This is a genomic window from Micromonospora sp. HM5-17 (assembly GCF_003762835.1).
GTDB lineage: Bacteria > Actinomycetota > Actinomycetes > Mycobacteriales > Micromonosporaceae > Plantactinospora.
This window is the reverse complement of the sequence record NZ_RJWA01000002.1, coordinates 125,766-146,638: the sequence shown is the minus strand read 5'-3', so window position 1 is coordinate 146,638 and position 20,873 is coordinate 125,766. Positions and strand designations below refer to the sequence as shown.

Genomic DNA, 20,873 nt, shown 5'->3' with positions numbered 1-20,873 from the left:
AACGCACCCGCCCAGAGGTGTCGAACCCGCGGGGCGTTCCGGGTGACCTGCGGGAACACCGTCACGATGGTCACCCTGCCGGGGCGATGAGCGCCAGCAGCAGATATCCCGTCGGAACGGCGAACAGGATCGAGTCGAGGCGGTCCATCAGACCGCCGTGCCCCGGCAGCAGGTTGCTCATGTCCTTGATCTTCAGATCACGCTTGATCATCGACTCGGCGAGGTCGCCGAGGACCGCGGCCGCCGAGATGGCCAGGCCGAACAGCGCCCCCCACCAGAGTTCGACGTCCAGCAGGAGCCAGAGCAGCAGGGCGCTGCCGAGTGCCGCCGCGGTCACCGAGCCGACGAGCCCCTCCCAGGACTTCTTCGGACTGATCGTCGGTGCCATCGGGTGCTTGCCGAACGCGACCCCGGCGGCGTACCCGCCGGTGTCGGTGAGCACCACGGCGGCCAGGGTGACCAGGATCCGCAGGTCGCCGTCGGGCGGCACGGCGAGCAGCGCGGCGAAGCCGCCGAGGAACGGCACGTACACGGCGATCAGGGTGGCGGCGATCATGTCCCGCTGGTAGCCGGCCGGACCGTCCCCGAGCCGCCACACCAGCGTCGCCAGCACCGTCACCAGCAGCCCGAGGCTGAGCGCGTCCGGCCCGGCCCACCAGGCGAGCCCGACCATGAGCAGCCCGCCCGCGACCAGGGGGACGAACGGCGGGTGGGCGCCACCCGTCCGCATCGCCCGGGTCATCTCCCAGATGCCGATCGTGACCGCGACGGCCACCACGACGAGGAAGGCCGGGCGGAACAGGAAGAGCGGAATGACGATCGCCGCGCCGAGTCCGAGGCCGACCCCGATCGCGGCCGGCAGGTTACGGCCGGCCCGCCCGGTGCCGGCCGGCTTGCCGGAGCGCGTCGCCCGTCGACGGCCCGGGCCACGTCGCCGGGGCGGCTCCGGGTCGGCGTCCGCCGGCCCCGGTGCCGGCTCGGCGCCCCGCGGAACCGGGTCGTCGGCCGGAACGGCGTCGTCCCACCGCGCGGTCCCCGCCGGTGCGGCGTCCCACCCTCCAGACTCCGCCGGTGCGGCGTCGTCCCACCGCCCGGCTCTCTCCGGGGCGGCCTCATCCCACCGCCCGGGTCCGGCCGGGCGCGTCGGCTCCACCCGGGGCCAGCCGATGGGATTGGTCGGAACGTCCGCGCCGGCATCGCCGAGATCGGCGCCGTCCGGGTACGCCGACCGTCCGTTGGCCGGCTCCCGGTAACGGCGATCGGGATCGGGGCGACGGTAGCCGTTCCCGGAGCCGGTGCGGCCGTCCTCCGGGTAGTCGGCGCCGGGGTAACCGGCGGGTGCGGTCGGATAGCCGCCGCCGGCCGGTGCCGGGTAGCCGCCGGGCACCGGGTAGCCGTCCGACGCCACGGTATAGCGGTCCGACGGCACCGCATAGCTGTCGGGCGCGGCACCGGCGTGCCGCGCCCTGACCAGGGTGTCGTCGTCAGCAGCCGGCCATGATCGGCCGGGCGGGACGTCCCGACGCTCGGCGTCACGGGACCACTCATGGCCGCGCGGCTGCTCCGGCCGCTGCCAGCCGCGCGGCTCCGCGCCGCCGTACGGGTCGACGTGGGACATCAGACCTCGAGCAACTCTGCTTCCTTGTGCTTCACCAGCTCGTCGACGTGCGCCACGTACTTCTGGGTCAGGTCGTCCAGCTCCTTCTCGGCGCGCCGGCCCTCGTCCTCACCGGCCTCGCCGTCCTTGACGATCCGGTCGAGTTCCTCCTTGCCCCGGCGGCGGATGTTCCGGATCGCCACCTTGGCCTCCTCGCCCTTGTGCCGGGCGACCTTGATCATGTCCCGCCGCCGCTCCTCGGTCATCTGCGGGAGGAGGACGCGCAGCTGGTTGCCCTCGTTGCTCGGGTTCACCCCGAGGTCCGAGTCACGGATCGCCTTTTCCATCGCCTGCAACTGGGAGGCGTCGTACGGCTTGATGATCGCCATCCGGGGTTCGGGCACGGCGACCGAGGCCATCTGGGTCAGCGGGGTGGGGCTGCCGTAGTAGTCGATAATGATCTTGGAGAACATGGCCGGAGTGGCGCGACCGGTACGGATCGCCCCGAACTCCTCCTTGGCGTGCTCGATCGCACGCTCCATCTTCTCCTCGGCCTCGAGGAGGGTGTCGTCGATCACCTGCTCCCTCGCCTCCTTCTGCTGGATGCTGCTCCGATAAACCGGCTTCCGATAAACCGGCTCACGCCGTGATCAACGTCCCGATACGCTCGCCGCTGACGGCCCGGATGATGGTGTCGTCGCCCTCGGCCCCGAAGACCAGCATCGGCAGGCCGTTCTCCTCACAGAGGCTGAACGCGGCGGCGTCCGCGACCCGCAGACCGCGACGCAGGACGTCGGAGAAGGTGATCTGGTCGAGCTTGCTGGCGTCCGGATCGGTCCGCGGGTCGGCGGTGTAGACCCCGTCCACCCCGTTCTTGCTCATCAGGACCACATCCGCGTGGATCTCCAGGGCACGCTGCACCGCCACGGTGTCGGTGGAGAAGTACGGCATGCCGGCGCCGGCGCCGAAGATCACCACACGCCCCTTCTCCAGGTGCCGGATGGCACGCAACGGGATGTACGGCTCGGCGACCTGGGCCATCGTGATCGCGGTCTGCACCCGCGTCTCGATGCCCTCCTTCTCCAGGAAGTCCTGCAGCGCCAGGCAGTTCATCACCGTGCCCAGCATCCCCATGTAGTCGGCGCGGGCACGGTCCATCCCGCGCTTCTGCAGTTCCGCGCCGCGGAAGAAGTTGCCGCCGCCGACCACGACCGAGACCTGCACGCCCCGGCGGACCACGGTGGCGATCTGCCGCGCGATCGACTGCACCACGTCCGGGTCCACCCCGATAGCGCCGCCGCCGAACACCTCTCCGGAGAGCTTCAGCACCACCCGACGGGCCCGCCCGGGGGGCGGCGCCGTGGGGTCGTCCGCCGCCGAGGTCCGGTCATTCACAACCTGCGTCATCCGACCCGCCTTCCCACGCCGACATCCGGCGCCACGTCACCCAACTGCCGCTGCTGACCCTACGTGACGAGGAGGCCGCGGTGCCTGTCACGTACACCTGCGGCCTCCTCTCCGAGTTGACCTCCCACCGGGTCTCGGGTCCGCCGTACCCGGCGAGAGAGGACGTCTTGTCGTCTCAGGCCTGCCCGACCTCGAACCGGACGAACCGGGTGACCTCGATACCCGCCTCGGCCAGCACCTGCTTCACCGACTTCTTGTTGTCGGCGACCGAGGCCTGCTCGAGCAGGACGAAGTCCTTGAAGAAGGCGTTGACCCGACCCTCGATGATCTTCGGCAGGGCCGCCTCAGGCTTGCCCTCCTCGCGCGCGGTCTGCTCGGCGATCCGCCGCTCCGAGGCCACCGTCTCGGCCGGCACCTCGTCCCGGGTGAGGTACTTCGGCCGCATCGCGGCGATCTGCATCGCGATACCGCGCGCGTCGGCGTCGGCCGCCTCGTCCGTCCGGCCGGTGTACTCCACCAGAACACCGACCTGCGGGGGCAGGTCCTGCGACTTGCGGTGCAGGTAGACCGCGACGGTACCGTCGAGCCTCGCGAAGCGGCTCAGCACCAGCTTCTCGCCGATCTTGGCGGACTGCTCCTGGACCGCGTCTGCCACCGTACGGCCGTCCGGCAGGGTCGTACCGAGCAGCGCCTCGGCGTCCGCGACACCGGCCCGCTCGCCGTGCTCGACCAGCTGCTGGGCGAGGGCGATGAAGTCGGCGTTCTTCGCGACGAAGTCGGTCTCACAGTTGAGCTCGAGCAGCGCCTTGCCCGAGTGCGCCACCAACCCGTTGGCGGCGGTACGGCCGGCCCGCTTGCCGACATCCTTCGCACCCTTGATACGCAGAATCTCGACGGCCTTGTCGAAGTCACCCTCGGCTTCGGTGAGGGCCTTCTTGCAGTCCATCATGCCGGCGCCGGTGAGGTCCCGGAGCTTTTTGACGTCCGCGGCGGTGAAGTTGGACATGACTCTCTCTTCGATGTGAAACGCGGCTGATTCGGTGTCTACTGCGGGTGTACCCCGGTTTTCGGGGCGCCGTGCCAGTACCGGCCGGGTCCGCCGGCCGTCACCCGGCCGACGGACCCGAAGGCGCCGTCACTCGGCGGCGACGCTGGCCGGCTCGCTGGTCTTCTCCGACTCGCCGCCGACCTTCTTCTCGTTGTCCTCGATCAGCTCACGCTCCCACTCGGCGAGCGGCTCGTCGGCGCCGACGACGCCCGGCTCGGGCTTCTCGTCGCCACCGCGACGCTTGCCGGAGCGGGCGATCAGCCCGTCACCGACCGCCGAGGCGATGATCTTGGTCAGCAGCTCGGCCGAACGAATGGCGTCGTCGTTACCCGGAATGGGGAAGTCGACCTCGTCCGGGTCGCAGTTGGTGTCGAGCACCGCGATCACCGGGATGCCCAGCTTACGGGCCTCGTCGACGGCGATGTGCTCCTTCTTGGTGTCGACCACCCAGATCGCGGCCGGCAGCTTCTGCATGTCCCGAAGACCGCCGAGGGTACGGGTCAGCTTCTCCTTCTCGCGGGCGAGCTGGAGGGTTTCCTTCTTGGTGTAGCCCTGGGCAGTGCCGGAGAGGTCGCCGAGCGCCTCCAGCTCCTTCATCCGCTGCAGCCGCTTGTAGACCGTCTGGAAGTTGGTCAGCATGCCACCGAGCCAGCGGTGGTTGACGTACGGCTGGCCGACCCGGGTCGCCTGCTCGGCGATCGCCTCCTGGGCCTGCTTCTTCGTGCCGACGAAGAGGATGCTGCCACCCTCGGCGACCGTGTTGCGCACGAAGTCGTACGCCTTCTCGATGTAGTCGAGGGTCTGCCGCAGGTCAATGATGTAGATGCCATTGCGCTCGGTGAAGATGAAGCGCTTCATCTTCGGGTTCCACCGCCGGGTCTGGTGCCCGAAGTGGACGCCGCTCTCCAGCAGCTGGCGCATGGTCACTACGGCCATTGTGGGGTGCTCCTTCAGTTATCCCTGGTTGTCACGCCGGGCCGGCGGCCTGGCGTCCTGGCGCCTGATCGCCGGCCTACGGACCCGATGTCGTCATCGGGACCAGGGGGCCGTCGCCCCACGGATGGACCGTGGAGAGGGCACGCGAGGTCGACCGCGCACAGCAGTCGCCAGTCGTCAAGTGTACGCCCCGTCCCGTTCCGAGGCGTAGAAACCCCCGCCTGCCCGCCCGGGCCACCCGGTCCCCGCCAGACCGAACCGGACAGCCGCCCCAGTCGGGTCCCAACGGCACACGGACGCGGGGCGCTCAGCCCGCGGCCAGTCCCGCGGCGACGAAGAGCGCCAGCCCGATGGTGAGGTATCCGGTCGGGGGACGGAGCCAGGCCCGTACCGGATCTCCGAAGGCCGCGGCGCCGGTCATCAGCCCGTAGAGCCCGGTGGCGAAGGCCGGTATCCCCAGCACCAGGAACGTTCCGGCAAGCAGCGCCCGCGGCGCGACCTCGTCGCCCACCGCACCATCGAGGAACAGCCGTACCGCCGGCACCTCGAAGATCAGGGTGAGCACCGTCAGCATCACCGCCAGCGCGGGGCGACGGCTCCGGTACAGCCCGTCGGTACCGGCCGGAGTCGCCGGTGCCGCGACCGGCGGGGTGACCTGGGGGCGCAACACCGCGCCACCGTTCTCTGGTACGTCGTCGACCGCGGCGCGGGCGTCGAGCTGCGGCACCAGCCCGGTTGGTTGGTCCAGCGGCCCGGCCGGGTCGGCGGCCCGCCCCGGCTGCACCACCGGGTATCCCCGCAGCGGCGAGTGGGTGTTCGCGGCGGCGCCGGGGATCGGGGACCCGCCGCCGGCGAGGGTGCCCGGCGGGTCGCCGTCGCGGTCGCCCTCGAGCGGCGCACGATCGGGAGCCGTCAGCAGAGGATCCGCCGACCGCGCGGGATCGCCGGGCTCCGCCGACCGGGCGGCGTGGCCGTGACTCGGCGGCGGCCCAGGGTCGCCGGGGCTCACCGGCCGCGGAAGCTCGTCGGCGCCACCGTGGTCCGGTGCCTCGTGCCGGCCGCCCCCGACCTCCCGCCCCGCCGGCGCGAGGCTGTCCGCGGTTCCGACGCCGGCCTGGAACCCCTCCGTGGCGGCGGACTCCCACGACGTACCCGGATAGCCGGCGTCGGCCGGTCCGGCCGGGACGTCGAACCGGGACACGGGCGCCGCTCCGGGCAGCGGGACCTCCAGCGCAGGCCCGGGGCTCGCGTGGCGGCCGCCCCGGGCCGCGGCATATCCCGCCGGTTCCGCGGGGTCGTCGTACCGGGGTGGGCCGGCGGACGCCGCGAGGTCCTGGTAGCCCGGTACCGGGCCGCTCGTCGGGTGCTCCGGTGTGCCGTACCGGGGTGGGTCGCCGTACCGCTCGGTCGCGTCGTCGACGGGTACGCCCTGGGCGCCGCCGAACCCCGGCCCGCCGTGCCGTCCGGTGCCGAGGCGAGCGGCGTCCGGGTGGCTCTCCGCCCCGGGCTCCCGGTATCGCGGGTCGGCGTATCCCTGCTCGTCGGCCCGCCAGCCGGAAATTCCGGCCTCCGGATAGCTGCGTTGGTGATCCACGGGCAGGCACCGTATGTGAACTCCGGCGGAATCCGCCACTCCGCTGACCCAGATGCCGGTTTCCCCGTTGCTATTCCGCTTTTGCCGCCCGGATCCTTTGCCGCCGGATTCCGGTGGTCGCCCGGCCTTGTGCCGCCGGCCCCTCGTGCGACCGGCCCCTTGTGCGACCGACCCCTGGTGTCGCGGGATTCCTGCGTCGCGAAATCCCCTGTGTCGCGAGATTCGTGTACCGCGAGATTCCTGTGCCGCGGGCTCTTGTGCCATCCCGGATCCGTCGAACCTTTTGGTACTGGTCCGGATGGGTGTTCACCCCTCCGTCCAAGCCAGGAACCGCGCAACCCCGGGCCAGGATTCGGCGCCCTTCCGAGCCAGGATTGGGGCGCTTCGCCCGGGTCGGGTGTCCACCGCCCCTAGCACCTCGACCCCATGATCGTCCGGTCGTCCACAGCCCCCTGCGATGTCCACAGCCTCGGCCGTCCGGCTTGCCGGGACGCACGCGGCACGGCACCGTCGTCCGACATGACAGGAGAGCGGCGGGCCGTCGGCGCGTACGGCGAGCGATGCGCCGTACGGCATCTCGTCGAGTCCGGCCTGCGGGTGGTGGCCCGGAACTGGCGGTGCGCGTACGGCGAGATCGACATCATCGCGTGGGAGGGCGAGACCCTCGCCTTCTGCGAGGTCAAGACCCGACGCGGCGACGCCTTCGGCACGCCGGCGGAGGCCGTGGTCGGGGCCAAGGCTCGCCGGCTGCGCCGCTTGGCCGCCGAGTGGTTGCGGAGCACCGATACCCACGCCGACCAGGTCCGATTCGACGTCCTCGCGGTCTATCCGGCCCGGTCGGGCGCCGCCCGGGTGGAACACCTCCGCAACGCCTTCTGAGCCGGCTCATCGGGCCGGGACGGGCCACCCTCTGGTCCCGACGGTCGAAGCCGGTCCGGGGCCCGATCCTGCGCTTCACATCGCCCGGCCTCACGCCGCCGCCCCCCGTACGAGCAGCCGACGCGGCGCGCGTCTGACCCGGTTCGCCCCAGACGGCCCTGTGCCACGTCCACGTGCCGGTATTCCGGGTCCGCCCACCGGCACCGCCGGCATGGTCCCGGGGTCGCCGTCCCCTCCGCGGCGCCATCTCATCGGCGGCGCCCACCGACGTGGCTGCCGGGGACGAGCCCGAGATCCCCGCCGCCCGATCCACATCCGTGCCGGTGGCGCGGGGCTCGCCGGCGTGCCTCACCGGGCTCGCCGGTCCATCGTCAGCGCCGTAGCAGTGCGCCAGGCCGAGGCCGCGGCGGCCCGGGGCGGGCCGTGGACGGTGAGACCCCATAGCACACGAGACGCATGATCGTCCGGTTGTCCACAGGGCACCCACTCATCCACAGGGCATGCCGACCGCTCCCCCAGGCCGGGCTCGACTCCGGCACCGTCGTGGTCATGACGCCGACAATCTCCGGGACCGTCCGATGAGCTACGCCAAGGTGCTCTGCGTCGGTCTGGTCGGGGTGACCGGACACCTCGTCGAGGTCGAGGCCGACCTGGCTCCCGGCCTCCCCACCGTCGTACTCTCCGGACTGCCGGACACCGCGCTCAACGAGGCCCGCGACCGGGTACGCGCCGCCGTCGTCAACTCCGGGCAGCGCTGGCCCAACCGCCGGATCACCGTCAACCTACTCCCCGCCACGCTGCCGAAACACGGATCGGCTTTCGATCTCGCGATCGCCGCCGCCCTGCTCGGTGGCGCGGGCGAGCTGCCCCTCGCCCCGTTGGAGGGGGTCGCGGTGCTCGGCGAGCTGGGCCTCGACGGGACCGTTCGCCCCGTCCGGGGCGTGCTGCCGATGGTCGCCGCGGCGGCGCGGGCGGGGATCACCCGGGTGGTCGTACCGGTCGAGAACGCGGCCGAGGCATCCGTGGTGCCCGGGGTACGCGTCCGCGCCGTCGACAGCCTGCACCGGCTCGTGGCGTTCATCCGCGACGGCGCGTCGCTGCTGGATCCGCCGGCCCCTCCGCCGATCCCGTCGCGGCCCGGCCCCGACCTGGCCGACGTGGCCGGCCAGGAGCTGGGTCGGCGCGCGCTGGAGATCGCCGCCGCCGGTGGGCACCACCTGGCGCTGATCGGTCCGCCGGGGGCGGGCAAGACGATGCTCGCCGAACGGCTCCCCTCGATACTGCCGGAGCTGGACGACGAGGCGGCGCTGGAGGTGACGGCGCTGCACTCCATCGCCGGGCTACTGCCGAGGGACGGCCGGCTGATCCGCCGGCCGCCGTTCCAGGCCCCGCATCACACGGCGACGGTGGCGTCACTCGTCGGCGGCGGCTCCGGGCTGGCCCGACCGGGAGCGGTCTCGCTGGCTCACCGTGGCGTGCTGTTCCTCGACGAGGCGCCCGAGTTTCAGCGGGGGACGCTCGAGGCGTTGCGCCAACCGCTGGAGAACGGCCGCGTCCTGCTGGCGCGGGCCAGGGGCGGCACGGAGTATCCCGCCCAGGTCCAGCTCGTCGTCGCGGCCAACCCGTGCCCCTGCGCGAAGCCCGCCGGCGACGTCGCGTGCGAGTGCGCGCCGCTGGCGCGCCGCCGCTACCTGGCACGGCTGTCCGGGCCACTGCTCGACCGGATCGACGTCCAGGTGACGCTGGATCCGCTGCGTGCGGTCGAGCTGATGGACACCGGCCGTCCCGCGGAGTCCTCCGCGGTGGTCGCGGAGCGGGTCGCCAGGGCCAGGGCCGCGGCCGCCGCGCGCTGGGCCGACGGCGGGTGGCGGGTCAACGCCGAGGTCCCGGGCCCAGACCTGCGGCGGTCGCGATGGCGGCTGCCGGCGCACGACACCCAGGCGCTACGGAAACTCCTCGACTGCGGCGCCCTCTCGGCCCGCGGCTTCGACCGGGTGACCCGGATCGCCTGGACCATCGCGGATCTGGACGGCCGAGACCGGCCAGACGCCGACGACATCGACGAGGCGATTCAACTACGTACCGGGAGCATCTGATGGGCGGACCCATTACGGGAGATTCACCCGGACCAACGCGACCGTACCGGGGAGCCGGCGCCGACACCGGGCCGCAGCCGACAGCGGCGCCGGACGAGACACCGATGCGCGCCGCGGTCATGGACGAGATCCGGCGTGCCCGCATCGCGCTGACCTGGCTGGTCGAGCCGGGGAGCCGGGCCGTCTACCGACTCGTCAAACGGTTTGGCCCGGTCGACGCCCTGCGACGGCTGCTCGCCGGCGACATCGCCGACGAGCGGCTGCGCACGGTGGTCACCGCCCGGCTCGCCGGGGGCGACCCCTGGGAGATCGCCGATGCCGCAGCCGAGGCCACGGAGCGGCTCGGTGCCCGGCTCGTGACGCCCGAGGACGACGAGTGGCCGGCCAGGCTGGCGCATCTGGAGCGGTTGACCTTGGCCCACGCCGACCGCCGGGTCGATCAGGAGACCGCGCCGCCGCTGTGCTTCTGGGTACGCGGCGCCTGGGACCTGGGCGAGGCGCTGGAACGGTCGGTGGCGGTGGTCGGATCACGGGCCGCCACCCCGTACGGGCAGCACGTCGCCGCCGAGATCGGGTACGGCCTGGCCGAGCGGGGCTGGACGGTCGTCTCGGGTGGTGCCTTCGGCATCGACGCGGCGGCGCATCGCGGCGCGCTCAACGCCGACGGCCGGACGGTGGCGGTGCTCGCCTGCGGTGTCGACCGCCCCTACCCGGTCGGCAACACCGCGCTCTTCGACCGGATCGCCGAGGTCGGCCTGCTGATCAGCGAGTGGCTTCCCGGGGCGGACCCGCTGCGTCCCCGGTTCCTGATCCGCAACCGGGTCATCGCCGCGGCCACCGCCGGCACCGTGCTGGTCGAGGCGGCCGCCCGCAGCGGCGCCACCCAGACCCTGCGCAGGGCGCTGGCCCTGCGGCGGCCGTCGATGGTGGTGCCGGGACCCGTCACGTCTGCGATGTCGGTCGGTGCGCACGAACTGCTCCGGGAGTATCCCGAGGCCCGCCTGGTGACCGGCGTACCGCACATCCTGGAGGAGGTGGGCCGGATCGGGGCCGACCTGGCACCGCCGGCCCGCGGCCCGGCACGGCCTCGGGACCTGCTCGACGACGAGGCCGCGCTGCTCCTCGAGTCGGTGCCGCGCCGCGGCGTCCTGGGGGCGGAGGCGCTCGCCGCCCGGGCCGGGCTCGGCCTGCGTACGACGCTGCGAAAGCTGTCCATGCTGGAACAGCTCGGTTTCCTCATCCGGCGCGACGCCGGGTACGCGCTACCGTCAACCTCCGCGGCGGACGCGCTGTCGTCCGCCCTCGCGGCGACCGCGCTGCCGCCAACCCCCGGGCCGACCACACGCGGCCCGACGGGTCCCGGCATGGCCCCCGACCGGGGCGATCCCGCCGGCCGCGCCGAGCGACGTACCCCCGCCGGCCCCGGCAGTCCCGAGGAGCGTGTCGCGCACGGTAGCCCCGCCGACCGGGACGGCCACGGACACACCGGCGGCACCCACGAAGCCCTACCGGGCGGCAGGGGTCTCCGGCCCGGTGGGGATCCGCCGCCCGGCGCACCGCGCGTCGGGGTTGACGGCAGCACGACCGCCGCGCACCGTCAGCTCGATGAGCCGCACCGAACGCAGTACCCGGGCCCGGCATGAGGCACTACCGCAGCCGCTACGCGAGGCCGTCGACGAGTTCGCCAATCACCTCTCCCGGGTCGACAACAGGTCGGCCCACACCGTCCGCGCCTACGTCACGGACCTCGTCTCGTTGCTCGATCACGCGAGCCGGATGGGCTGCACGAGGCCGGACGACCTGGACATTTCGGTGCTCCGGAGCTGGCTGGCGCGACTGCGCACCCTGGGCGCCGCCCGCGCTTCACTGGCCCGCCGGGCCGCGTCGGCCCGTACCTTCACCGCCTGGGCGCACCGGACCGGCAGGATGAGCAGTGACGTCGGTCAGGCGCTGGTCAGCCCACGGGGACGCCGGGAACTCCCCGCCGTGCTCCGGGCCGACCAGGCGACCGCACTGGTCCAGGCACCCGGCCAGGACCTGTCACCGGTGGCCACCCGGGATCGCGCCGTCCTCGAACTGCTCTACGCGACCGGCATCCGGGTCAGCGAGCTGTGCGGCCTCGACCGTGACGATGTCGACGCCGCGCGCCGGGTGGTCAGGGTCCTGGGCAAGGGTGGCAAGGAGCGGTCGGTGCCGTACGGGATCCCCGCGCAACGGGCCCTCGACGACTGGTTACGGATCGGTCGGCCGGCACTGGCCGGGCCGAGGAGTGGTGACGCCCTGCTACTCGGGACCCGTGGCGGGCGCATCCAGGCGACGGTCGTACGCCGCCTCGTCCACCACCACGCCCGGGCCGCCGGCCTCCCCCGGACGAGCCCGCACGGCCTCCGGCACTCCGCCGCCACCCACCTCCTGGAGGGCGGAGCGGACCTCCGGGAGGTGCAGGAGATCCTGGGGCACTCCTCGCTGTCCAGCACCCAGATCTACACCCATGTCTCGATGGAACGCCTTCGCGCCGCCTACCAGCGGGCACATCCGCGGGCATGATCGCCTGACGGCTTGACCGCCGACCCGGTGGACCGGGGCGCCCGGCGCCTCGCGCCAGGACGACCAACCGGAGCGACCGCCCGCACACCCCGTACGACCCCCCCGCCGGGCCCTCGCAGGTTGCCGTCGACGGGGAAGCCCGGTACGCGAGCCGGCTCCGGGCCGGCAGCCGAGCCGATAGGATCATGCGGTGAGCACGACCGGGCCGCGCCCGCCCGAGCCGATCCCCGGCGCCCGTCTCCTGTTCTCACTGGACCCGGGGGTCGTCCACCTCAACCACGGCTCGTACGGCGCGGTTCCCATCCCCGTCCAGCGGACCCAGCAGCGGCTGCGTGACGAGGCCGAAGCGAACCCGATGCGGTTCTTCGCCCGCGGTCTCGTCGACCGGATCGCGCACGCCCGCCGGCACATCGCCGCCTTCCTCGGCGCCGACCCCGACGGCACCGCGCTGGTCGGCAACGTCACCATCGGCGTCGGCATCGTGCTGCAGTCGCTGCGTCTGGGGCCGGGGGATGAGGTGCTCTGCACCGACCACGGCTACGGCGCGGTGGCCCTCGCGGTCGATCGGGAGGCACGGCGCACCGGTGCGGTCCGGCGTACTCTCACCGTGCCGTTGCAGGCGACCGACGAGGAGATCATCGAGATCGTCCGGTCGGGGCTCCGTCCCGGACGCACGAAGCTGCTCATCGTCGACCACCTCACCTCGTCCACCGCCCGACTCTTTCCGGCCACGGCGATCGTCGCCGCGGCCCGGGAGCGTGGGGTGCCGGTCCTCGTCGACGCCGCGCACGCGCCCGGGATGCTGCCGATCCCGGTCGGAACGATCGGCGCCGACTTCTGGGTGGGCAACCTGCACAAGTGGGCGTACGCCCCACGAGGTACGGCCGCGCTCGTCGTGGCACCGCAGTGGCGGCAGCGGATCGAACCGCTGGCCGTTTCGTGGCAGCAGGAGGCCGGTTTTCCGCTCCGGGTCGAGTGGCAGGCGACGCTGGACTACACCTCCTGGCTCGCCGCTCCGGTGGGGGTCTACACGCTCCGCACCCTCGGCGCCGAGCGCGTCCGGACCCACAACGCCCAGCTCGCCGCGTACGGGCAGTGGGTGGTCGGCCAGGCCCTCGGCGTGGCGCCGGCCGACCTGCCCAACCCCGGCGGGCCGATGGTCTCCATGCGGATCCTGCCGTTGCCCGCCGGCCTGGCGACGACGATCGCCGACGCGACGGCGCTGCGCGAGCGAATCGGCGACGAGCTCGGTGTCGACGTCGCGATCAACGCGTGGCGGGGCCGGGGCTGGCTCCGGCTGTCGGGGCAGGTCTACAACCGGGCCGACGAGTACGAACGGCTCGCCGAGGGACTCCCCGCCCTGCTCGCCCGGCACGTCTGATCCGCCCGAGCCGGACCCGGCCGGTCCGGACGCCGGCCCGGTCAGGGTCATGCCCGCGGGGCGGGAGCTGTGCCGGGACCATCGGGCCGCCGAGGATGTGCGGCCGGACGGGTTCCGTTGCCGGGCGGGATCGGCAGCAACCGGACTCGGCCGAGGCCCAGCAGCAGGAGCGGGTCGAGGTACTCCTCGCCGCGCCGCAGCCCCCAGTGCAGGCAGGCAGGTGGGCCGGCCAGGCACCCGGGATGCCCCGCGAGGAGCACGCCGAGCGGCTGGCCGGCCGCGACCCGGTCGCCGGCCGCGACGACCGGCCGCACCGGCTCGTACGTGGTCCGCAGGCCGTTTTGGTGGCTGACGCTGACCACCGGGCGGTTGGCGATCATGCCGGCAAAGAGGACGGTGCCGGGGCCGGCGGCCCGTACCGTCACCCCGACCGGCCCGGCGAGGTCGACGCCCCGGTGCCCCCGCTGCCAGGGCTCGGGCGGAGGGTCGAACGGTCGCACCACCCGGGGCACCCCGTCCAGGGGCCACCGAAAGCCGTTCGCGGTGGGTGCGCCGCGGGCCGGCACGTCTCGCGGCGACCCGGCCGGGACCGGCGACGGCTGCGACAGCCAGGCCCGCGACGGCGTGCCCGGTACGACGGCGGTCAGCACCAGCACCAACGACGACACCAACAGCGCCGGAATCACGACCCGGCGGCCCGATCTCCCCCTCATGGGGGTGCAGCGTCATCCGATCGGCCTGCCTCCGCAACCGCCGGGTCCGACGCCTGTGCACAACCGACCCGCCTGTGGAAAACGCTCCGGAGGATCCGGTGATCTGGTATAGGGCGCCCGTTGCCGTGGTCGAGGTCCGACCGGCTGGCCGGGGTGGCCGGGGAGATCGGGGGCTGGCCAGGCGTCATCGGACCCGCGGCGGCTCGCCGTTCGCGCGGATCCGCTCGGAGAGCGGCTGGCCCGGGCGGCCGGCGGGGCGACCCGGCGGGTCCGGTCAGGGCGGCCCGGGATCCGGTTCCGCCAGGTGGAACGCGGCCGTCGGCGGAGAACGATCAGGCGCCGAAGCCGGTATCCGTGGGAAGGGAGATGTCCGGCTTCTCAAGCTCTTCGACGTTGACGTCCTTGAACGTCATCACTCGGACATTCTTCACGAAGCGGGCAGGGCGGTACATGTCCCACACCCAGGCGTCGTGCATCTCCACCTCGAAGTAGACCTCGCCGTCGGAGTTCCGCACGTGCAGGTCGACCTGGTTCGCCAGGTAGAACCGCCGCTCCGTCTCCACGACGTAGGAGAACTGGCGAACGATGTCGCGGTACTCCCGATAGAGCTGCAGCTCCATCTCGGTCTCGTACTTCTCGAGATCTTCCGCGCTCATCCCACTCCGCCTTCCATGGCCACATCTTCCCCCACCGGGGCGGACGGCCGAGGCCGCTCGCCCAACGCCACGCCGACGGTACTCCCTGGCTGGCCGGACCGCGCCATCGACTCGATTCCCCCGAGCCGGGCCGGGCGTCGGACCCGGGGCGGATGATCGATCCGTCCGGAGACCGTGGCGACGTTGACGTACGAGAAACGGTGCTCCGGGCACGGCCCCTGCCGCTCCAGCGCGGCGGTGTGTTCGGCGGTGATGTATCCCTTGTGTTCGGCGAACCCGTACCCCGGATACTGGCTGTCCAGTTCCACCATGATCCGGTCCCGGGTGACCTTGGCCAGCACGCTCGCCGCCGCCACGCACGCCGCGACCTGGTCACCCTTCCAGACGGCGAGCCCGGGAACACCCAGCCCGTCGACGCCGAAGCCGTCGGTCAGCACGTACTCGGGGGCGACGGAGAGCGAGGCCAACGCACGGCGCAGGGCCAGCAGGTTGCAGGCGTGCAGGCCCCGGAGATCCACCTCGGCCGCCGGGATGATCACCACGGCGTGGGCGAGCGCCCGCTCGACCACCTCGGCGTAGACCCGCTCCCGGGCCGCCGGGGTGAGCAGCTTGGAGTCGGCCAGCCCGTCGATCTCGCCACGCCGCCCCTCCGGCAGCACCGCCGCGGCCGCCACCAGCGGGCCCGCGCAGGCGCCCCGGCCCGCCTCGTCCGCCCCGGCGACGTACCGGAAGCCGCGCCGCCGCAACGCGCGCTCCATCGCATAGATGCCGCCCTCGCGGCGGACCACCGTACGGGGTGGGGTCAGCACGACTACTCGCTCTCCAACGCCCGGCGCAGTACCTCCGGCAGGTCCGTGGGATAGACCCGCTCCGTCGTACGCGCCAACTCCTCCATCGTCCACCACCGGTGGACGTCGATCGTCTCCCGCTCCACCGCGTCGAACCCGGCGGTGTCCACCTCCCAGGCGTCGACCCGCACCAGGAAGAACTGCTGCTCCTGGCGGTACCACCGGCCTCCGAAGGAGAACTCCGTCACCTCCCGCCAGACCGGCTCGCCGATCTCATCCGGCGGGATCCGCAGCCCGGTCTCCTCGGCCAGTTCCCGGGCCGCCCCCACCGCCGGCTCCTCGTCCGGATCGAGTCCGCCGCCGGGAGTGAACCAGTACCGATGCTCGGGCCGCGCCGGATCCCACCCCCGGAACATCAGAATCCGGTTCTCGCTGTCGAGCAGGAGCACACGGGCAGCCCGCCGTGGGGTGAAGACGGTCATTCGACCAGCCTAGTCCCGGCCGGGACCGGGTCACCGCCCACCGTGACCCCGTCGCCGGCCGTGCCTACGGGTTCGGGATGGCGTCGAAGGAGTCCGGCACCGACAGCCAGGTGGCCCGGCCGATGGGCCAGAAGACGGTGAAGGCCCGGCCCACCACGGCGTCCTCCGGGATCGTCGCGACCTCGATGTTCTGCTGGCTGTTCTGCCAGTGCTCAAGCGAGTCCCCGGAGGCGGAGCGGTGGTCGCCCATCACCCACAGCCGTCCCGGCGGGACGGTGATGTCGAACTCCGTGTCGGCCGGCGGGTCCTGCTGCCCGTTCTCCGTGAAGATGTACGGCTCGTCGAGCGGCTGCCCGTTGATCATCAGCCGGTTCTGCTCGTCGCAGCAGACCACCCGGTCACCGCCGACCCCGATCACCCGCTTGATGAAGTCCTCGCCCTCCGGATTGCCGGTCCACTGGGTCGGGGCCTTGAAGACCACGATCTCGCCCCGGCGCGGCGACCGGAAGTCGTAGACCAGCTTGTTGACGAGCACGCGGTCGTAGACGTCGAGGGTGTGCTCCATCGACGGCGACGGAATGTAGAACGTCTGCAGCACGAACGCCCGGACCAGCACGGCGACGAGGATCGCCACGCCCAGCAGGATGGGTAGCTCCCGCCAGAACGAGCTCCGCGGCTTCGGCTTGTCGGTCTGCTCGTCAATCACGGGAGGAGCCTACGACGCCGGGGACGGAACGATCGCCGAGAACGCGCGGTGACGAGCAGAGAGCCCATGATTGGCATAGCAATGGCCGCATCTCCCAACTGTGACGCACCGGGCCGAGCCTCGCCCAGCGCGGGCGCGGCGGTCGGCGTCGGCAGGTTCTCGAAGGTCTCCGGCACCGGCAGGGACGTCCAGTGGGACATCGGCCACACGATCACGAACGCGCGGCCGATGACGTTGTCGATCGGCACGGTGCCCTGGCAGCGGGCATCCTGCGACACCAGCCGGTGGTCACCCATCACGAAGAGCTGACCCGGTGGCACGAGGACCTCGTCGAACCGGCGGGAACGGCACTCGTCGCGGTTCGGCGGAACGTCCAGTGGGGAGTTCTCCCGCACGTACGGCTCGTCGAGCGGCACGCCGTTCACGGTGACCCGGCCCTGGTCGTCGCAGCACCGGACGCGGTCCCCGGGGAGCCCGATGACCCGCTTGATGAAATCCTTGTCGCCCGGGCGGCTCACCCCGACGAGGTCGCCGATGGTCCGGCCCAGCTTCGCGAGGAACCCCGGATCCGGATCCTCGGTGAGCTGCGGTGTCCACTCCGCGGTACCCCGGAAGACGACGATCTCACCCCGCGCCGGGTCCCGCAGGTCGTACACGATCTTGTTGACCAGAACCCGGTCCCCGATCAGCAGGGTGTCCTCCATGGACCCCGACGGGATGAAGAAGGCCTGCAGCAGGAAGGTGCGGATCAGGACGGCGAGGCAGAAGGCGACGACGAGCAGCAGGGGAAGCTCCTGCCAGAGCGGCATCTGCTTACGGGTACGGCGGGCTCGTCGGGGCCGACGACGCCGCCACGGCTCGACATCGTCCTCTTCGTCCACGCTACCTACCACGCTTCTCCCCGGTCCCGAGATACCGCGTCGTCACCGGACCACATCGACGACGGCGCACCGCGAGCGGTAGCGCGGGGGTGTGCCACGGCCCCGACTCCTGCCGGGGCCGTGAAGTCGCTGCTGCCCGTGTAGCCAGCGTAGTCGGCCCGGCCCCGAACGGCACCCCGTGATGCCGTACGCCGCCGCGCTGGCCACGTCCCCGCGATCGACGTCGACGCGGTGGCCGGGGATCAGCTGGCCCGCTTCTCGCGGCGCTCCTTGATCTTGGCCTTCTTGCCGCGCAGCTCACGGAGGTAGTAGAGCTTGGCCCGACGTACGTCGCCCCGCACCACCACCTCGATGCGGTCGATCGCCGGGCTGTTGATCGGGTAGGTCCGCTCCACGCCGACGCCAAAGCTGATCTTGCGGACGGTGAAGGTCTCGCGCAGGCCCGCGCCCTGGCGCCGGATGACGACGCCCTCGAAGACCTGGACCCGGGACCGGTTGCCCTCGACGACCCGGGCGTGCACCTTGACAGTGTCACCTGCCCGGAAGTCCGGGATATCGGTCCGCTGCGACTGAGCGTCAATGGCGTCCAGGATGTTCATCGCTGCATCCTCGAAGGCTCGCGGCGCACCGGTGTCGGCGCGCGGATGGGTGATTCTGATCTTCTGCCGGCCCCGGCGGGGGCCGGCGCGGGATCCTCGCAGCCGCCCGCGGGCACGGACGACTGCGGCAACCCCACTACTCTGCCATATCGCCGACCGGGGGCTGAAACCCGGCCCCGGCCAGGAGCTCCACGTCCTTTTTGTCCAGCTCGTCGGGTGCCAGCGCGGCCAACATGTCCGGCCGGCGGGCGGCCGTCCGGAGCAGTGCCTGGTCGCGCCGCCAGCGGGCGATCCGCCCGTGGTCCCCGGAGCGAAGGATCTCCGGAACGTCGTGCCCCCGCCAGGTCGGCGGCTTCGTGTAGACCGGTGCCTCCAGCAGGCCGTGGGCGTGCGACTCCTCGGCGAGCGAGTCGGCGTTGCCCAGCACACCGGGCAGGAGCCGGGTCACGGCCTCCATGATCGCCAAAACCGCGACCTCGCCGCCGAAGAGCACGTAGTCACCGAGCGAGACCTCCGTCACCGGCATCCGGGTGGCGGCGTGGTCCAACACCCGCTGGTCGATCCCCTCGTACCGCCCGCAGGCGAAGATCATCCAGGGCTCGGCGGCCAGCTCGTGCGCCATCGCCTGGGTGAACCGGACTCCGGCCGGGGTCGGCACCACCAATCGCGGCGCCGGCTCCGTCCCGACCGGGGCCAGCTCGTCCAGTGCCTCCCCCCACGGCTCCGGCCGCATCACCATCCCCGGCCCACCCCCGTACGGGGTGTCGTCGACCGTCCGGTGCACGTCGTGGGTCCAGCGCCGGAGGTCGTGCACGGCGACCTCCAGGACCCCCGCCGTCCGCGCGCGTCCGATCAGGGACAGCTCCAGCGGAGCCAGGTACTCCGGAAAGATCGAGACTACGTCGACCCGCATCCGCGGCACGGGGCCTCTCCTGTCGTCTCCGGTGGCTCGTCTCCGGCGGCGGACCGGCTCGGGTCGGCCGCCTCCGGCTCCCCGCTCACAGGTCCAGCAGCCCCCCGGGCGGGTCCACCACCACGCGACGACCGGGCAGGTCCACCTCGGGAACGATCGCCTTGACGAACGGGATCAACGCCGTACGCCCGCCCGGACGGCGCAGCACCAGCAGGTCGGAGGCGGGGGCGTGGTCGATCCGGGCAACCTCGCCGAGCGTCTCGCCGGTCGGGGTGACCGCGACGAGGCCGATGAGCTGGTGGTCGTTGAACTCGTCCGGGTCCTCCGGCGCCGGCAGCTCGGCGCTGTCGACCAGGAGCAGGGTGTCGCGTAGCGCCTCCGCCAGGTTGCGGTCGTAGATCCCCTCGAAGGTGACCAGCAGCCGCCCCTGGTGCCAGCGGGTCGCCTCCACGGTGAGCCGCTCGGGGACCCGGAACAGCTCGCCGTGGGGGGTCACCGGTGGCGCCCCGGCCGGACGCTCCGCCGGGTCGGTACGCAGCACCGACCCGGCGGCGAACCGCGCCTCGGGATCGTCGGTCCGCACCTCCACGGTGACCTCGCCGCGGATACCGTGCGGACGGCCGATCCGCCCGACGATGAGGAGCATGACCACCCGTCAGTACGAGTCGACGATGTCGACCCGGACGCCACGCCCACCGATCGAGCCGATCACCTGGCGCAGCGCCTTCGCGGTCCGGCCGGAGCGGCCGATCACCGTCCCCAGGTCATCGGGGTGGACGCGGACCTCCAGACGCTTGCCCCGGCGGGAGTCGACCAGCCGGACCCGTACGTCCTCCGGGTGGTCGACGATCCCCTTGACCAGGTGCTCGAGCGCCGGCCGGAGGGGCACGTCAGGCCTGCTCGCCGGAGTCCGCACCGGCCTGCTCCTCGGTCTTCGCCTCCTCGGCCTGCGCCGGCCGGGCCGCCTTCTTCGACGGCTTGGCGGCCGACGACTCGGCGAGCCCGGCGGCCGCCTTGGCCTCGGCCTCGTAGATTGCCTTACGGTCGGTCCGCTCGGGCGCCTTCAGCAGCGGCGGCGGGGGCGGGAGGCCCTTGAACTTCTGCCAGTCGCCGGTTTTCTCCAGCAGCCGCTGGACAGCCTCGCTCGGCTGGGCGCCGACGGAGAGCCAGTACTGCACCCGGTCCGACTTGACCTCGATGACCGAAGGGTCCTCCTTCGGCTGGTAAATCCCGACGAACTCGATCGCCCGACCATCGCGCTTCGTGCGCGAGTCGGCGACGACGATACGGTACTGCGGGTTGCGGATCTTACCCATCCGCAAAAGCCGGATCTTTACGGCCACAGTGTGTTCGCTCCTGTTGCGATGTCCACCATCCCGATGGCGGGCGGTGCGCGGGCGAGAGCCGACCGGCGCAGTGGGGTTGAGCCGGGGACTGCTCGACGGACTGGCGGCACGCCCGGGTAGAGGGCGCCGGACGTGCGCCGGATACCAGCGACCCATTGTGCCAGACGCGGCTGGGTTCCTTGCCACCGGACCAGGCAAACCCGCCGTGCCGGACCGGGCCGGGCCGGCACGGCGCCCCGCAGCGACCCGGGCGGGCACACCGGTCGCCGGGGTGTGCGTGGGCCCACCGTGACGGCGCCGACAG

At 72.5% G+C, this 20,873-nt stretch carries 21 protein-coding genes and 1 pseudogene; 5 read left to right on the top strand and 17 right to left on the bottom strand.

Annotated elements, in window-relative coordinates:
- Nucleotides 1-70: 70 nt before the first annotated feature.
- The 6 genes from EF879_RS05975 to EF879_RS05950 form a co-directional block, all read right to left on the bottom strand.
- A complete protein-coding gene (locus EF879_RS05975; protein WP_123555667.1) occupies nt 71-1,618 on the bottom strand; it encodes a phosphatidate cytidylyltransferase in 1,548 nt (515 codons plus the stop codon).
- A complete protein-coding gene (gene frr, locus EF879_RS05970; RefSeq protein WP_123555665.1) occupies nt 1,618-2,175 on the bottom strand; it encodes a ribosome recycling factor in 558 nt (185 codons plus the stop codon). The genes EF879_RS05975 and frr overlap by 1 nt, the downstream gene beginning before the upstream one ends.
- 61 nt (nt 2,176-2,236) lie before the next feature.
- On the bottom strand, nt 2,237-3,004 hold the full coding sequence (gene pyrH, locus EF879_RS05965) for a UMP kinase (RefSeq protein WP_123555663.1): 768 nt from the start codon (nt 3,002-3,004) through the stop codon (nt 2,237-2,239).
- 175 nt (nt 3,005-3,179) lie between these two features.
- Entirely contained in the window at nt 3,180-4,010 is an 831-nt protein-coding gene (tsf, locus tag EF879_RS05960; RefSeq protein WP_123555661.1) for a translation elongation factor Ts, read from the bottom strand.
- 129 nt (nt 4,011-4,139) lie between these two features.
- Complete coding sequence (gene rpsB, locus EF879_RS05955; protein WP_123555659.1) at nt 4,140-4,988, bottom strand: 30S ribosomal protein S2; 849 nt, start codon at nt 4,986-4,988, stop codon at nt 4,140-4,142.
- A 307-nt stretch (nt 4,989-5,295) separates the two neighbouring features.
- Nucleotides 5,296-6,582 (bottom strand): hypothetical protein, encoded by a 1,287-nt coding sequence (locus EF879_RS05950; RefSeq protein WP_123555657.1) that lies wholly within the window; start codon nt 6,580-6,582, stop codon nt 5,296-5,298.
- Between the two features lie 519 nt (nt 6,583-7,101).
- Between EF879_RS05950 and EF879_RS05945 the strand changes: the two genes are divergently transcribed.
- From EF879_RS05945 to EF879_RS05925, 5 genes and pseudogenes are all read left to right on the top strand, one after another.
- The gene (locus EF879_RS05945; protein ID WP_123555655.1) at nt 7,102-7,461 is read left to right on the top strand and encodes a YraN family protein; all 360 of its coding nucleotides are present in this window, start codon (nt 7,102-7,104) and stop codon (nt 7,459-7,461) included.
- A 578-nt stretch (nt 7,462-8,039) separates the two neighbouring features.
- Complete coding sequence (locus EF879_RS05940; protein WP_123555653.1) at nt 8,040-9,557, top strand: YifB family Mg chelatase-like AAA ATPase; 1,518 nt, start codon at nt 8,040-8,042, stop codon at nt 9,555-9,557.
- A gap of 104 nt (nt 9,558-9,661) precedes the next feature.
- Nucleotides 9,662-10,927, top strand: a pseudogene (locus EF879_RS05935) (DNA-processing protein DprA); the annotation flags it as partial.
- Between the two features lie 235 nt (nt 10,928-11,162).
- Complete coding sequence (locus EF879_RS05930; protein WP_123555649.1) at nt 11,163-12,104, top strand: tyrosine recombinase XerC; 942 nt, start codon at nt 11,163-11,165, stop codon at nt 12,102-12,104.
- A gap of 190 nt (nt 12,105-12,294) precedes the next feature.
- A complete protein-coding gene (locus EF879_RS05925; RefSeq protein WP_233604261.1) occupies nt 12,295-13,485 on the top strand; it encodes an aminotransferase class V-fold PLP-dependent enzyme in 1,191 nt (396 codons plus the stop codon).
- Between the two features lie 47 nt (nt 13,486-13,532).
- On the opposite strand, the gene EF879_RS05920 is transcribed toward EF879_RS05925, so the two are convergent.
- The 11 genes from EF879_RS05920 to rpsP form a co-directional block, all read right to left on the bottom strand.
- Nucleotides 13,533-14,198 (bottom strand): murein hydrolase activator EnvC, encoded by a 666-nt coding sequence (locus EF879_RS05920; RefSeq protein WP_123555647.1) that lies wholly within the window; start codon nt 14,196-14,198, stop codon nt 13,533-13,535.
- Between the two features lie 332 nt (nt 14,199-14,530).
- Complete coding sequence (locus tag EF879_RS05915) at nt 14,531-14,854, bottom strand: DUF2469 domain-containing protein (RefSeq protein WP_123555645.1); 324 nt, start codon at nt 14,852-14,854, stop codon at nt 14,531-14,533.
- Nucleotides 14,851-15,663, bottom strand: a complete 813-nt coding sequence (locus EF879_RS05910; RefSeq protein ID WP_123555643.1) for a ribonuclease HII — start codon at nt 15,661-15,663, stop codon at nt 14,851-14,853. The genes EF879_RS05915 and EF879_RS05910 overlap by 4 nt, the downstream gene beginning before the upstream one ends.
- Nucleotides 15,664-15,665: 2 nt before the next feature.
- Entirely contained in the window at nt 15,666-16,124 is a 459-nt protein-coding gene (locus tag EF879_RS05905; protein WP_123555641.1) for an NUDIX hydrolase, read from the bottom strand.
- A gap of 64 nt (nt 16,125-16,188) precedes the next feature.
- Complete coding sequence (gene lepB, locus EF879_RS05900; RefSeq protein ID WP_123555639.1) at nt 16,189-16,830, bottom strand: signal peptidase I; 642 nt, start codon at nt 16,828-16,830, stop codon at nt 16,189-16,191.
- Complete coding sequence (gene lepB, locus EF879_RS05895; RefSeq protein ID WP_123555637.1) at nt 16,827-17,723, bottom strand: signal peptidase I; 897 nt, start codon at nt 17,721-17,723, stop codon at nt 16,827-16,829. Before lepB (EF879_RS05895) ends, lepB (EF879_RS05900) begins: the two co-directional genes overlap by 4 nt.
- A gap of 230 nt (nt 17,724-17,953) precedes the next feature.
- On the bottom strand, nt 17,954-18,310 hold the full coding sequence (gene rplS, locus EF879_RS05890) for a 50S ribosomal protein L19 (protein ID WP_123555635.1): 357 nt from the start codon (nt 18,308-18,310) through the stop codon (nt 17,954-17,956).
- Between the two features lie 136 nt (nt 18,311-18,446).
- A complete protein-coding gene (gene trmD / locus EF879_RS05885) occupies nt 18,447-19,223 on the bottom strand; it encodes a tRNA (guanosine(37)-N1)-methyltransferase TrmD (protein ID WP_123555634.1) in 777 nt (258 codons plus the stop codon).
- 85 nt (nt 19,224-19,308) lie between these two features.
- Complete coding sequence (gene rimM, locus EF879_RS05880; RefSeq protein ID WP_123556775.1) at nt 19,309-19,869, bottom strand: ribosome maturation factor RimM; 561 nt, start codon at nt 19,867-19,869, stop codon at nt 19,309-19,311.
- Between the two features lie 9 nt (nt 19,870-19,878).
- A complete protein-coding gene (locus tag EF879_RS05875; protein WP_199736169.1) occupies nt 19,879-20,139 on the bottom strand; it encodes an RNA-binding protein in 261 nt (86 codons plus the stop codon).
- Nucleotides 20,114-20,566, bottom strand: coding sequence for a 30S ribosomal protein S16 (gene rpsP / locus EF879_RS05870; RefSeq protein WP_123555630.1), 453 nt, complete (start codon nt 20,564-20,566; stop codon nt 20,114-20,116). The genes EF879_RS05875 and rpsP overlap by 26 nt, the downstream gene beginning before the upstream one ends.
- Nucleotides 20,567-20,873 lie beyond the last annotated feature (307 nt).

Bases quoted from the DNA above. Each gene is read 5' to 3' on its own strand.
- EF879_RS05975 (WP_123555667.1), bottom strand. From the start codon at position 1,618: ATGTCCCACGTCGACCCGTACGGCGGCGCGGAGCCGCGCGGCTGGCAG.
- pyrH (WP_123555663.1), bottom strand. From the start codon at position 3,004: ATGACGCAGGTTGTGAATGACCGGACCTCGGCGGCGGACGACCCCACG.
- tsf (WP_123555661.1), bottom strand. From the start codon at position 4,010: ATGTCCAACTTCACCGCCGCGGACGTCAAAAAGCTCCGGGACCTCACC.
- rpsB (WP_123555659.1), bottom strand. From the start codon at position 4,988: ATGGCCGTAGTGACCATGCGCCAGCTGCTGGAGAGCGGCGTCCACTTC.
- EF879_RS05945 (WP_123555655.1), top strand. From the start codon at position 7,102: ATGACAGGAGAGCGGCGGGCCGTCGGCGCGTACGGCGAGCGATGCGCC.
- EF879_RS05940 (WP_123555653.1), top strand. From the start codon at position 8,040: ATGAGCTACGCCAAGGTGCTCTGCGTCGGTCTGGTCGGGGTGACCGGA.
- EF879_RS05930 (WP_123555649.1), top strand. From the start codon at position 11,163: ATGAGCCGCACCGAACGCAGTACCCGGGCCCGGCATGAGGCACTACCG.
- EF879_RS05920 (WP_123555647.1), bottom strand. From the start codon at position 14,198: ATGAGGGGGAGATCGGGCCGCCGGGTCGTGATTCCGGCGCTGTTGGTG.
- EF879_RS05915 (WP_123555645.1), bottom strand. From the start codon at position 14,854: ATGAGCGCGGAAGATCTCGAGAAGTACGAGACCGAGATGGAGCTGCAG.
- EF879_RS05905 (WP_123555641.1), bottom strand. From the start codon at position 16,124: ATGACCGTCTTCACCCCACGGCGGGCTGCCCGTGTGCTCCTGCTCGAC.
- rplS (WP_123555635.1), bottom strand. From the start codon at position 18,310: ATGAACATCCTGGACGCCATTGACGCTCAGTCGCAGCGGACCGATATC.
- trmD (WP_123555634.1), bottom strand. From the start codon at position 19,223: ATGCGGGTCGACGTAGTCTCGATCTTTCCGGAGTACCTGGCTCCGCTG.
- rimM (WP_123556775.1), bottom strand. From the start codon at position 19,869: ATGCTCCTCATCGTCGGGCGGATCGGCCGTCCGCACGGTATCCGCGGC.